10 protein-coding genes are annotated in these 12,551 nt (G+C 45.6%); 7 read left to right on the top strand and 3 right to left on the bottom strand.

The window, feature by feature from the left end; genetic code table 11:
- The first annotated feature begins 32 nt into the window (after window positions 1-32).
- On the top strand, window positions 33-1,043 hold the full coding sequence (locus AC0VYE_RS22910) for a Gfo/Idh/MocA family protein (RefSeq protein ID WP_076270890.1): 1,011 nt from the start codon (window positions 33-35) through the stop codon (window positions 1,041-1,043).
- Window positions 1,044-1,160: 117 nt separating this feature from the next.
- On the opposite strand, the gene isdG is transcribed toward AC0VYE_RS22910, so the two are convergent.
- Genes isdG through AC0VYE_RS22895 form a run of 3 tightly spaced genes read right to left on the bottom strand, consistent with a single transcriptional unit; the run spans window position 1,161 to window position 4,251 of the window.
- On the bottom strand, window positions 1,161-2,297 hold the full coding sequence (gene isdG / locus AC0VYE_RS22905) for a heme oxygenase (RefSeq protein WP_475442974.1): 1,137 nt from the start codon (window positions 2,295-2,297) through the stop codon (window positions 1,161-1,163).
- The gene (locus AC0VYE_RS22900) at window positions 2,294-3,289 is read right to left on the bottom strand and encodes a FecCD family ABC transporter permease (protein WP_475442973.1); all 996 of its coding nucleotides are present in this window, start codon (window positions 3,287-3,289) and stop codon (window positions 2,294-2,296) included. The genes isdG and AC0VYE_RS22900 overlap by 4 nt, the downstream gene beginning before the upstream one ends.
- A 20-nt stretch (window positions 3,290-3,309) precedes the next feature.
- On the bottom strand, window positions 3,310-4,251 hold the full coding sequence (locus AC0VYE_RS22895; RefSeq protein WP_076270887.1) for an ABC transporter substrate-binding protein: 942 nt from the start codon (window positions 4,249-4,251) through the stop codon (window positions 3,310-3,312).
- Window positions 4,252-4,591: 340 nt separating this feature from the next.
- Between AC0VYE_RS22895 and isdC the strand changes: the two genes are divergently transcribed.
- From isdC to AC0VYE_RS22865, 6 genes are all read left to right on the top strand, one after another.
- The gene (gene isdC / locus AC0VYE_RS22890) at window positions 4,592-5,614 is read left to right on the top strand and encodes a heme uptake protein IsdC (RefSeq protein ID WP_475442972.1); all 1,023 of its coding nucleotides are present in this window, start codon (window positions 4,592-4,594) and stop codon (window positions 5,612-5,614) included.
- Between the two features lie 12 nt (window positions 5,615-5,626).
- On the top strand, window positions 5,627-6,052 hold the full coding sequence (locus AC0VYE_RS22885; RefSeq protein WP_076270885.1) for an NEAT domain-containing protein: 426 nt from the start codon (window positions 5,627-5,629) through the stop codon (window positions 6,050-6,052).
- A gap of 137 nt (window positions 6,053-6,189) precedes the next feature.
- Window positions 6,190-9,513 carry an NEAT domain-containing protein gene (locus AC0VYE_RS22880; RefSeq protein ID WP_475442971.1) on the top strand — a complete coding sequence of 1,108 codons (3,324 nt, stop codon included), beginning with the start codon at window positions 6,190-6,192 and terminating at the stop codon, window positions 9,511-9,513.
- Between the two features lie 135 nt (window positions 9,514-9,648).
- The gene (isdE, locus tag AC0VYE_RS22875) at window positions 9,649-10,581 is read left to right on the top strand and encodes a heme ABC transporter substrate-binding protein IsdE (RefSeq protein WP_475449694.1); all 933 of its coding nucleotides are present in this window, start codon (window positions 9,649-9,651) and stop codon (window positions 10,579-10,581) included.
- A gap of 11 nt (window positions 10,582-10,592) precedes the next feature.
- Window positions 10,593-11,576, top strand: a complete 984-nt coding sequence (locus AC0VYE_RS22870; RefSeq protein ID WP_076270962.1) for a FecCD family ABC transporter permease — start codon at window positions 10,593-10,595, stop codon at window positions 11,574-11,576.
- The gene (locus AC0VYE_RS22865) at window positions 11,566-12,336 is read left to right on the top strand and encodes an ABC transporter ATP-binding protein (protein ID WP_475442970.1); all 771 of its coding nucleotides are present in this window, start codon (window positions 11,566-11,568) and stop codon (window positions 12,334-12,336) included. Before AC0VYE_RS22870 ends, AC0VYE_RS22865 begins: the two co-directional genes overlap by 11 nt.
- Window positions 12,337-12,551: the final 215 nt, after the last annotated feature.

The raw sequence follows: 12,551 nt of genomic DNA, 5'->3' as shown, positions 1-12,551 counted from the left end.
ATCTACTCAAAAACTATTAGGAGGTTTTTAATATGTTAAAGGTTGGTTTAATCGGTTTTGGATTTATGGGTCGGATGCACTTTGACAATTATGTCCGTCTTGCTAAGGAAGGAGCTCCTGTTCAGCTCGTAGCGATTTGCGATTTGCTGATCGAGGAGTTGAAGGAAGGAAAAGCGTCAGGAAACATCGCGACAGAGCAGGACGTCTATGATCTTGCGCCTTACCGTTTGTACGATAATATTGCTGCAATGCTAGAGAACGAGGAACTAGATATCGTCGATATTACGCTGCCTACTAATCTGCATGCTGATTTAACCTGCTCAATGCTTGAGAGAGGGTTGCATGTATTATGCGAGAAACCTGTGGCAGGAAGTTCAGAGGATGGCTGGCGCATGGCACATGCAGCAGAGCGCACAGGAAAAACGTTGATGATCGGCCAATGCCTGCGCTTCTGGCCAGCTTATGAATACTTGAAGGCTTGCGTAGAGGATGGCCGTTATGGAGCTGTTACGGGCGGTTATTTCTTCAGAGGCTCTGCCGCGCCAAAGGGTTGGTTTCTGGATGGCAGCAAAAGCGGAGGCTGTTTACTGGACATGCATATTCATGATGCAGACATGGTTCACTGGTTATTCGGCAAGCCTGAGAAGGTATCAACGATTGCACGCAATGTCATTCCAGGCAGCGGCTATGATGTCGTGTCTACTCATTATATTTATCCAGACGGCAAGGTGCTGAATGCTCAGGCAGATTGGACGCTGGAAGGCGACTTTGGCTTCGCTATGACGTATCGCGTTAATTTTGAAGGCGGAAATCTCGTTTTTGAAAATGGGCAAGTGAAAGTTAATCCAAATGATGCGCCAGGCTTTATCGCTGAATTGTCTGAGGATATGGGTTATTATCGTGAAATCAAATATTTTATTGAATCTATTCATGCTGGGCAGCCAGTTTCGATCTGTGCACCTGAGAGCGCGGTAGGCACGCTTGAAATCATTGAAGCAGAGCTGCGCTCTGCCAATGAAGGCGGGACGCTAGTATCCTTGTAAAAGGTCTAGCATTCACTTAGCAGCCGGATAAGCTCGTAAAAAATGAACAGACAAAAGCAAGACAGCAGCCGCCTCGTTTAGAGGAGGAATAGCTGTCTTGTTTGTTAAGAAGGAAACTTATTGGGCAAGCCGCTCATCGCTGCGTTCCGCGGCAGGGAGCGGAGTGCGCTTGACTTTGACTTCCTGAAACATAATTTTGTTAGATAAAATGTATTCCGGCGTTTTACGGTGGGAATGAGATTCACGAAACGCCTCGCTTTTTGTCCAGTTGTTAAAATCATCTCTGGATTGCCACCTTGTAACGATGGAAACCTCGTCGTAGTCCTTTAGGTTTTGCGTGAGAAGCACCTCAAGTCCAAGAAATCCTTCCATTTCCTCGACTTTGCCTACCCGATCAAAACGTTCAACAAGCTTTTCTCCTTCGCCCTTCGTAATTTGCGATACATTCGTCACAATGATCATCGTTTCTTCCTCCTCATCGGTTTTGGGTATAGGAATGATAATGGGATAACGTTCAGCAAAGCTGATTCTCGCATCCAAATCAAATACGGAGCGCATGAAACGAGGCGTAATGATGGTTCGTGGTTCTCCAGCGTCAGCAAGCTCTCCTTCTTTCATGGCAATCATATAATGGCAATAAGCGGCTGCCTGCTGCAGATCGTGCAGAACCATAACGATCGTCGTTCCATATTCCCGATTTATTTTGGCGAGTGTCTCCAGCACCTCGAGCTGATGACACATGTCCAGATAGGTAGTAGGCTCATCTAACAAAAGAATTTCGGTCTGCTGCGCTAATGCCATGGCGATTCGCGCCTTTTGCTGCTCGCCTCCGGAGAGAGTATGAAACATTCGGTCTTCGTGCCGCCGAATGCGCATTGCCCGCAATGCCCAATCAATGATGCGTTCATCCTCCGTAGTTAGCCGCTGACGGAAGCTTTTTTGGTAAGGAGCACGCCCATAAGCGACCAGCTCGCGAACGGTCAGCGAAGGAAGCATATCTTTGGCTTGCGTCAGCATGGAAAGACTTTTGGCATATTCGGATCTTTTATAATCGCTCGTACTCTTCTCATTAATGAGAATGCTGCCGCTATCTGGAGTCAGCAGACCCGAGATTAATCTAAGCATCGTTGATTTTCCTGAGCCATTTGGCCCGACTATCGCAGTTATTTTACCTTTAGGGATTTCCATATTAACATCGGACAGCTTGAACATGCCTGCTTCCAGCGTTAACGAATGGGTTTGAATCGCCTTCATCGCCAGTTACTCCTCCTCAGCAAATACAAAAAGAACGGTGCGCCGATGCAAGCTAATAAGATGCCAACCGGCAGCTCAACAGGGTCGAATAAGGAACGAGCCGCGGCATCGGCAATGACGACCAGAGCAGCACCGGTTATTATGGATACTGGCAGCAAATAACGGTAATCGTCTCCAATGAGAAGGCGGACCATATGGGGCACAACCAGCCCAACGAAGCCGACAAGACCTGCGGCGCTTACTGCAATTCCTGCAAGCAGAGCAGATAAGAGAATAAGCAGAAGCCGCTGCAACTCCACTTTTTGTCCCAGCAAGCGAGCAGAATCGTCGCTGAGCAGCAGCAGATTAGCTGATTTGACCGCTGGTATCGTAAGAAGGAGGCCAACGAGCGCGTAAGGCAGCATAAAGCTGAAATGATGCCAGCTTCGTCCATTTAATCCGCCGGAAAGCCATGGAAGCACAGCTTGAACCCGGTCGCTGTAAACGACCATCACGCCATTCATAACGGCGCCCACGAGCGCGTTTACTGCAACACCGGCTAATACAATCTTAATAGGTGAAGCACCTTTATCCCATGAAAGAAAATAAATAATTAGACTTGCAGAGAGGGCGCCAACAAAAGCGGCAGCTGGCAATAAAAAGCTGAATTGCGGCAGCATCACCATCGTGATGACAGCAGCGAGACCGCCACCTGCCGATACGCCAATAATGCCGGGATCAGCAAGCGGATTGCGCATGACACTTTGCAGAATTGCTCCGGATGCAGCAAGGCATGCGCCTGTCAACAAACCAATTAATACTCTAGGGAGCCTAAGATCAAGCAATATTACGTAGTGAGCTGATGAATCGCCTGTGATAAGAATGCTCCATATCTCGTGCAGTGGAATCGTGATTGATCCAGATATTAACCCGATAAGAACGCTTAAAAGCAGAAATATAGGTGAGATGATGAAGGCCAGCTTACGTCTTTTTGTACGTGTTTCTTTATTCATAATCCTTATTTAGCATCCTTTCAGTTAGGCACTTCTTTCAGCAAGCGGTCCATAAGCTCAAGTGCTTCGATCACACGAGTTCCAGGGTTAGTACCGAACAGGTCCTGCGGCAGCACTTCAATACGCTGCTGTTTGACGGCGGATATGCTGCTCCATGCAGAATTAGTCTCCATTTCACGAATGAAGCTGTTCTTGATTTCCTCCGGATTGCCATGCGTCATGAAAAAAATGATGTCGGGGTCTGCTTCAACAACACGTTCTGCGTTTAGCTGCGCGTATTGCGGGAAGCTTTGCAGCCTCGGATAATCCGAAGCGATATTTACTCCGCCAGCGGTTTCGAGTATGTTGCCGCTCAAGGAATTAGGGAGTGCTGCCATGAATGTACCTGGTGCTCCATATACAAGCAGCACTCGCGGCTTGTTGGTTACATCGGTATGTTTATAAACAGCAATCTTATCAACAATGTTGGCGATAATTGCTTTTGCCTGCTCTTCTTTGCGAAGAAGTTGGCCTATCAGCTCAATCTGGCGTTTAATGTCTTCGATGGAGTTGGCACCCGTCAACAGGAGCTGTACACCGATTCCTTGAAGAACGGGAATATCTTTCTCATTCAATGGATAATTGCCAAGCACGACATCAGGGCGAAGCAATGCTATTTTTTCCAAATCAACCTCGTGAGCATTTCCGATTTGTTCAGCTTCGAGGACTGCCCGATTAACGGGCTGAGCGGATGTTGTAGGTCGGCCGACTAGATTTCCTCCTAAAGCTGCCACAATATCAGCTTCGCCGCTGCCCAGAGCAACAATTTTGGCGGGAGGTTCCTTAAAAGCAATTTGGCGTCCAGCAAAGTCTTTTACTATCAGACTTCCATCGCTCATTTCTGAAGAGCTGCTTTTGCCGATACTGCATCCTGTAAAAACGAGCAACAGAAGCACAGCAAATAGGGGGAGACAAGTTTTCATAACAATTGCAGTACCTCCAAGCTAAATGGTATTGATAATCAGTCTCAATGATCTCTTCGAGAGTATAATGCTTAAAAACAGAGGACGTCAATACCTAAAAAGGAATTATTTAGAAAATAGCTAATTTTCTTTTTTTGTGTTGACAAATTGTGGGCATGCATGATAGTTTCATTCCTGAGAATGGCGTTTCGTGAAATGGGGATGCATTCTGCAGCAGATTGCTTTTTTTTTAATTGTCGAATGATAATGATTATCATAATCAAAATAAATTTTAATTGATAATGATTATCATATTCATGATTTGAGAGAGAGCCATTCGGATAATCTGCTGCGAGCTTGGATGTCAGGAGTAAAGGAGGAGAAGAGAATTATTCACAAGTTTGGAGTGCTGGCTTTCTTCATCATGATTACTTTACTCGTTGTTCCGTTTGCACCTGAAGCACATGCAGCTGAACTGGCTGATGGTACGTACTCGATAGACTATGTTGTCAAGAAAGCCGAAGATGAATCGGTATCGATGGCAAATGACTATTGGGAAAAACCAGCCAAGCTGATTGTGACCAAAGGAGCTTTGCAGGTACAACTGCAAATAAACCATAGCTCATGGGTAACGGAATATAAAGTTCCGAGTGACGGCGGGTACATAGATACGGCAATTGTATCTAGCAACGAAGCTGACAATACGAGAATTGTTAAGTTCGGAATTGCTGATCTTACAACGCCGTTAGAGTCCAAGATCCACGTAACGGTAGAGGATATTGATTATGATCACAGCTACACGATTCGACTAGTTTTCGATTCTAGCAGTCTGAAGCAGATCAGCAAAGCCGATGCCCCTGTCAAAGAAGAAAAGAAACCAGCAGCAACCACAATAGAACCAAAAAAAGAGACCGAAGTAAAGACAGGTACAACAGCTCCTCAAACCACAAATAAGGTGACAGAAAAACCAAAGGTTGAGGTAAATAAGCCGAGCTTTGAAACGGTCGATTCTAAAAAAGAAGATTCTAAGAAAGAGATACAGGTCGAAGCTTCGCCTGCTCCAACCGTTAGTCCGATAGCGGCTGAAGCTGAAGGGCAATCATCGCCTAAGGAGACTTTAACCCCATCTACACAAGAGCCATTGTCTTCAGAGGATACCAAAGTTGACGACTCTGCTGAGACAGCTGTTCATGAAGAACCGAAGGCCGATGTTCAGCTTGCGGGAGCTGATATGGATACACCTGCTACAGGTGAAGCTGCGCAGCAGTTGTCAGATTCGGCTTCTTCTAAGCGCGTGTTGTCACCGCTTGTTATTTCCCTAATCATTATTGTTGTCGGAGTAGCCTATATTCTTTTGCGCAAAACCAAATTCGCTAAAAAATAAGGAGTGTTCTAAATGGTAAAATCGATGAAAAAAACAAGTTTCGTTATGTTAATGCTCGTAATGGCTCTGGCTCTAGTTGTTCCATCTGCTTTCGCGAGTACTGGTGTAAGCTATGTCGTTCGCAACGCGGGAGATACAGCCAATTCTTATGCTGATGCCTATAAAGTAGGCGATGCAGTTGTAGCTAGCAATGGCACAACGACAACGGTTACATTCTCTGGTTCAAGCTTCATTCAATACTTGCAAGTGCAAGATCCTGCTACTGGAACATACAGCTATGCAGCTGCTAATTATACAGGCGGCAACGTTGAATTTACATTTGAAGTGGCTGATTTCACACCGAATCAAGTTGCCAAAATCCACGTTGTCGTTCCGCCATCACCAGGATTTGAAGGCTACAATACGGTTCACACAATCCAATTCAATTGGAGCGTTTAAGCATCAGCGAGCTCTACGGTTAGAATAGCGCTTTAAAAATAACAGGAGAGCAATGCTGCGGCATGTTTCGCTCTCCTGTTCAAAATGCTAGGGTACATAAGCGAAAGCAGTTAAATGACGAAGGAGTGTTTTTTGAAATGCAAATGAAATTTCGCCGATTGACGGCGCTGCTCATGGCGCTCGTATTGTTGCTGTCGGCCTTTCCTGTGAGTGCAGCGGCGGGTGTAACGCCAAATGGGGAGTATAGTGTTCCTTTTCTTTATGTGAAGGATGGAAGCAATGAACGATCGATTATTAACGATTATCTTAATCCGAGCACAGGCAAGCTGATTATTAATAATGGCAGTGCAAAGTTTCAGCATGAGGTTACGCAGTATACTTCCTTTCAACATTTTTCGGCTAAATTAGCAGGAAAAGATAAAGCAGTAATCAATGGGAACACAATCAACGGCATAGAAGGGTATCAAGTCGTTGCTGCTCAGCCAGCAGGGGACGGATTAGATCCGGATCACGTCGTTGTTAGCTATGATATTGAGAACTTGCAAGAGAAACAAGAAATTTTGATTCATATCGTTATTCCTTCAGTAAATTATGACAATTGGTATAATGTTCAGCTTCAGCTGGATATCTCAGGTCTGCCCGTTGATGGAGGAAACAATGGGGGCGGAGGCGAGACTGGCACTGTATCATTAGAGCAGCTTGAAGCTTTATTTACAACATCGAATGAGCTGCTGAGTACAACGGCGGAGGGAACTGGCGATGGCTTCTATTTGCTAGGCTCCAAAGCAACTTTTCAAAATACGATCAATCAGGCAAGAAGCATTGCCGACAGCGCTGGCGGTTCCAATCAAGAGCTGATCAAGGCTGCTTACCTTGTTCTGCAAGAGGGCAAAAAGAAGTACGAGGCAGCGCGTATTACTGTAAATAAAGTGAATTTGGTACGTGCCTTAGAAGAAATTACTGTTTTTGCGACAACGGTGAAAAATATAGGGACAGCAAATGGAGCTTCAGCCGCTCATGCTGTATTAACAGATGGTGAGTATTCGGTTGGAGCGAGCGTAAGGCTTGGGCAATGGATTACTGAAGCAAGGGCTGTAGCTGGTGATCCACAAGCGACACAGACTGCCGTTAACAATACATTAAGTACTTTGACTGCTAAAGTGGAGGATTTAAAGTATCAGCAATTTAAAAAAGAAGTATTACCGCTCCTTGTTTTGGACCCTGAAACAGGAGAAAAATCGGAATTTTCCAAAGATTTCAAGACAGAAGCAATCATGTTTACTCAATTGGGTAAAAAATATTTTAATGCTTACTCCCATGTTGTTTTTGCAGAGGTGCTGGTAAGCGAGCCTTTGATGAATTTATTTGGGCAAACTTCAGATGGTAAGGTTTCCTCTGGTACTCTGAATGGGTACGAAACCCCTATTAAAAAGGGTGAAGATGGACTGACGGCCTATCAGCTTTATGCTAGACATGAACTAGCCAATGATTCTATTTATCAAGGCTTATCAAAATTAGAGTACACAATTGGTACAGAGAAGCGAACAGTACTTTTCAGCTATAATGCCAATCATCTTAATGCCTTAAACGTTTCGATCACTGCAGCGCGTCAACTGCATGATTCCGCAGTTGTTGGAACGGCTACAGGGCAATATGAGGCGGCAGCAAAAGAATCATTGCTTTCTGCTATTCAATTAGCTGAACAAACAGGAAAGAAACTCAATTCTACACGTCCAGAAATTGCAAATGCGGCAAAGATTTTAGAGAAATCTGTTCAGGTTTTTAATGGAAGCCAGATTCGCAATATTTCTTTCGCGGCCCTGCATGCCACAAATGCAGCATTATCGAGCATGGACAGTTACTTCCTCAAGCCAGCATCTGTTACGTCCAATAACGGTGAGACTTATGTATCTTTTGCAATAAAGGACAGCAGCATCGTTACAGAGTTTAAAGTTGCTCAGAACAGCATACTTACAGATGTGACCGTTGTCAGTGAAAACAAGACGGAAAATACGAGGGTTATCAAATTTAAAGTGGATGATTTAACGGCAATTGTGCCAGGGCAAGTAAGAATCATTATGCCAAACGTAATTGATCCACGTACAGGCAAACCTTATGATGCGACTCATAACATTCGTCTGTTGTTTGACAATGGCGATCCTGCAGTATTGAAGGCAGCTATTGCGGCAGCGAAGACAGCTCATGATGAAGCAGTCGCAGGTACAGGTGTAGGACAATATCCGCAATCAGCGAAAGATACACTGCTTAGTGCAATTACAGCAGCGAACGCTGTCGCAAACAGCATATTGTCTACAAAGCAGCAGCTCATTGATGCAGAAGGTACGCTGGATCAAGCGCTTCGTGCTTTCCTAGCGACAAAAATTGTCGTTGTTGATCCGGTCAAACCAACAGAACCGGGAGCACTTGCGGACGGCAAGTATTTGATTGATATTCAGTTTTTAAAACAAGGTACAACACAAACGTCAGTCATGGATGAATATGTAGCTCATCCTGCTCGTTTGCTCGTGCAAAATGGTGTGAAGCTTGTACAAGTGAATCTAAAGCAAAGCAAGGAAATTACCGGATTTACGATTGGCGGTTCTACGCCAGCAACGATCGAATCCGATGCTTCGGCTAACACAAGACGAGTACAATTTACAGTGGCCGATCTACCGGCTAAGCTGGATGGCTGGGTGAAAATTGATTGGCCTGAAGTGAAGTACCATCATGAATACAGCATTCAAATTCAGCTTGGCGCAATAACGCCAGTAGCAAGCTGGGACTCTGATTCATTTGGCTCTGTCGTTCCAAGAGAGACGCCAGAAGAAATTGAGAAAAAGAAAAAGGAACAAGAGGAAAAAGATAAGCTGGCTGGAAAAGATGCAACGTCTGCATTTAAAGATTTAGCAAACAACTGGGCGAAAGAAGCCATTAATCGCGCATTGAAGCTAAACATCGTTCAGGGTTATCCGGATGGAAGCTTTAAACCGAATGCAACGGTCAATCGCGCGGAGTGGACGGTTATTCTCGGCAGAGCTCTGAAGCTGGAAAGCAAGAACGCTTCAACTGCTTTTGCAGATATGAAAAACATTCCTACTTGGGCACAGTCCTTTATCGAGCAAGCGGTAGCAGCAGGCATTATTAATGGCTATGAGGATCAGACATTCCGTCCAACGCAAAACGTAAACCGTACGGAAATTGCAGTCATGATCGTAAGAGCACTTCATTTGCCGCTGGAAGCAGCGGATTCGCTTAATTTTGCAGATGCAGCGGAAATTCCTTCCTACGCCAAAGCATACATTGCTACGGCCGTGAAGTACGGATTAATTAAGGGACTGGATCAAAATCAGTTCGGCGGAACGAAGTCCGCAACAAGAGCTGAGGCGATTACTCTCGTTTTGCGTGCTGTCGATTATTTAGAAGCAAAAGCAGCGGAGCAAGAAAAAGCTAAAACGGCATAAGCGGCAGCAAAGAAGGCTCCAGCTGTTGCAGAGCTTGAAGCGGGTGATTTAGACAGATGGCATAGGAGGACCCTGATTAACGGGTGTCCTCTGTGCTGTTTTTAAGGAGGTAAGAAGGAAATGCGCTATCGATTTATGAAGGGGTTATACCTAATGATTCTTGCTGCGATGATGGCAGGCTGCGGATCGCTTGGAGGGGGAAGCGGTTCAGCAAATGCGCCAACTGCTGCGCCGTCTTCAAACTCTTCGTCCAAAGCTGCGGCTTCAGGCTCAGTATCTGAGGAGCCTAGCCAGCGCATCGTGTCAACAACCGTAGCTATTACACAAATTATGGATGCGCTTGAGCTTGATTTAGTTGGCATACCGAAAAGCGTAAAAACGCTGCCGGAGCGTTACAGCACCGTTACTAAAGTTGGGAATCCAATGAGTCCTGATATGGAAATGGTTAAATCCTTGAAGCCGACGGAGGTGCTGTCTGTCTCGACGCTGCAATATGAGCTGGAGCCTGTATTTGAGAGTGCAGGGTTAAAGGCTGCTTTTCTAAATTTAACGAGTATCTCCAGCATGCAAGCTGAAATTACAACGCTCGGAGATCGGTATGGGCGAGAAACACAGGCTGCTGCAATCGTAAATGAACAGAAGGAAATGCTGGCTGCCATCACGCGGAATACAGAAGGTAAAGAAAAACCGACGGTGCTGATCCTGCTTGGTGTGCCCGGCAGTTATTTGGTTGCGACGGAGCATTCTTACATTGGAGATCTTGTTCGTTTGCTTGGGGGAGTAAATATCGTACAGGGCGAGCAGGTTGAATTTTTGGCTTCCAATACGGAATATTTGCAGAAGGCGAATCCGGATGTCATTTTGCGAGCAGCGCATGGCATGCCGGCTGAGGTTGTGAAAATGTTTGATGAAGAGTTCAAAAAAAATGATATCTGGAAGCATTTTGAAGCGGTACAATCGGGGCGTGTATATGATCTGGAAGAAACTTTATTTGGCACGACGGGAAATTTGGCTGTTGTCCAAGCACTAACCGCGCTCGCTCCAATGCTTTATCAGGATTATAAATAAGGATGTTTTTCATGCCAAAAACAATATTCAGCTTCACAGCAATTACGCTGCTCCTTCTGGCAACCATCGTATATTCCATGACGACTGGAAGCATCAGCGTAGGATTTGTTGAACTCATGAAAGGGTTGCTTGGCTCGCCAAGTGAACAGGTAGAGGTTGTTCGCGACCTGCGGCTGCCGCGTATAATCGTTGCTTTATTGACAGGGGCAGCTCTAGCCGTGTCTGGTGTACTGCTTCAAGCCGTAATGCGCAATCCGCTGGCGGACGCAGGCGTTATCGGCATTTCATCAGGAGCAGGCTTGGTTTCTTTGCTGCTTGTAACGATATTCCCAGCATTGTTTTTTTGGATGCCGCTGTTTTCATTTGTTGGAGGAGCAATCGCTTGTCTATTGGTCTATTCGCTTTCTTGGCGCTCAGGTCTTAGCCCACTGAGGCTTATTCTGGTCGGCGTGGCGGTTAATGCTACATTTACAGGTCTTGGGCAGTCCTTTAATTATCGCGGCAGCTATGCGGTAACTAGCGTAAATCAAGCGATTTCCTCTATATTTACAATGAAAACCTGGGATGATGTACATATGTTGGCGCTGTATGGCGGTGTAGGCTTGTTACTCTCGATGCTGCTTGGCTCATGGTGCAATACGCTTGTTTTGCAGGATCGAACCGCTCAAAATCTTGGTATGTCTGTTATGAAAGTAAGGCTGCTCGTTTCGGTTGTTGCCGTGCTTTTGGCTTCTGTCGCAACAGCTATTGGCGGGTTAATCGTGTTTGTAGGCTTGCTTGTCCCACATATTGCGAGGCTGCTCATTGGCTCAGACCATAAAGTGCTACTGCCTTTCTCTGCGATTGGCGGAGCATTGCTCATTTTGACTGCGGATACGCTTGGCCGTACTCTTTTAGCTCCGACAGAAATTCCAGCTTCGATTGTCATGACAGTCATCGGCGGTCCTTTTCTCATCTTTTTGCTGCGAAGGAGCGAACGCGTCCATGGACATTAATGAAATAAGGTTTTCATATGACAAAAAAACATTCCATTTGAACGGAATAACTAGCCGTATTGCGGAAGGACGGATTACGACGATCATTGGTCCAAATGGCTGCGGGAAGTCAACTCTGCTTGGTGTAATGGCGAAAAATCTTCGGCCAAGTGGAGGTGAGGTGCTGCTGAATGGGAAGAAGCTCGCGCATTTTAAGCCGAAGGAGCTTGGCAAGAAGCTGGCCGTGGTGCATCAGCAGCAGGAAGCGCCTGCAGATTTGACTGTTGAGAAATTGGTTCGCTTCGGTAGATTGCCGCATCGGGGTCGGTGGGGACAAGAGAGCGAATTAGATGATGAAGCTGTGGATTGGGCGCTTAGCTGCACGAATTTGCTGAACAAGCGAAAGCAAAGTTTAGCGCATTTATCAGGCGGCGAACGGCAGAGAGCTTGGATCGCAATGGCGCTGGCACAGCAAACCTCGCTGTTATTTTTGGATGAGCCAACGACGTATTTGGATATCTATCATCAAATCGAAATATTAGAGTTAGTAAAGACACTGAACCGTAAGCATGGAATTACGATAGTGATGGTTCTGCATGATATGAATCAGGCTATTCGATACAGCGACCATATTATTGTGATGAAATTAGGATGCATCGTAGGAGAAGGTGCGCCTGAGACAGTCGTGACTGCGGAAACGATCAAACAAACCTATGGCGTTGATGTTGTGATGAAGAACGACGGAGATACCGGACTGTATATGGTTCCATTAGGAATTTAAGCGTGTGTATATTACTTCTTACTTTCATGAATGAGAGCATTAAGCGCATATGTGTTTTTACAGAGCCCAAGTAAAGGGTGGTTGCCCGCGAAAGAGAGCATTAAGTGCATATATGTTCTTACAGAGCAAAAAGTAACATTCATAAGTGTCTGTAAGAACCAATAGGTTCTTACAGAGCTTGAGTGCAGCCGGGTTACTCTCGAAAGTGAGCATTA

This window comes from Pristimantibacillus sp. Z349TD_6 (assembly GCF_056173205.1).
Note: the sequence above shows the minus strand (reverse complement) of the source record. Positions and strands in the feature narration are given on the sequence as shown.

Coding starts and splice junctions, on each gene's coding strand:
- AC0VYE_RS22895 (WP_076270887.1), bottom strand. CDS start 4,251: ATGAAAACTTGTCTCCCCCTATTTGCTGTGCTTCTGTTGCTCGTTTTT.
- AC0VYE_RS22870 (WP_076270962.1), top strand. CDS start 10,593: ATGCCAAAAACAATATTCAGCTTCACAGCAATTACGCTGCTCCTTCTG.
- AC0VYE_RS22880 (WP_475442971.1), top strand. CDS start 6,190: ATGCAAATGAAATTTCGCCGATTGACGGCGCTGCTCATGGCGCTCGTA.
- isdE (WP_475449694.1), top strand. CDS start 9,649: ATGAAGGGGTTATACCTAATGATTCTTGCTGCGATGATGGCAGGCTGC.
- AC0VYE_RS22865 (WP_475442970.1), top strand. CDS start 11,566: ATGGACATTAATGAAATAAGGTTTTCATATGACAAAAAAACATTCCAT.
- AC0VYE_RS22900 (WP_475442973.1), bottom strand. CDS start 3,289: ATGAATAAAGAAACACGTACAAAAAGACGTAAGCTGGCCTTCATCATC.
- AC0VYE_RS22885 (WP_076270885.1), top strand. CDS start 5,627: ATGGTAAAATCGATGAAAAAAACAAGTTTCGTTATGTTAATGCTCGTA.
- isdG (WP_475442974.1), bottom strand. CDS start 2,297: ATGAAGGCGATTCAAACCCATTCGTTAACGCTGGAAGCAGGCATGTTC.
- isdC (WP_475442972.1), top strand. CDS start 4,592: ATGTCAGGAGTAAAGGAGGAGAAGAGAATTATTCACAAGTTTGGAGTG.
- AC0VYE_RS22910 (WP_076270890.1), top strand. CDS start 33: ATGTTAAAGGTTGGTTTAATCGGTTTTGGATTTATGGGTCGGATGCAC.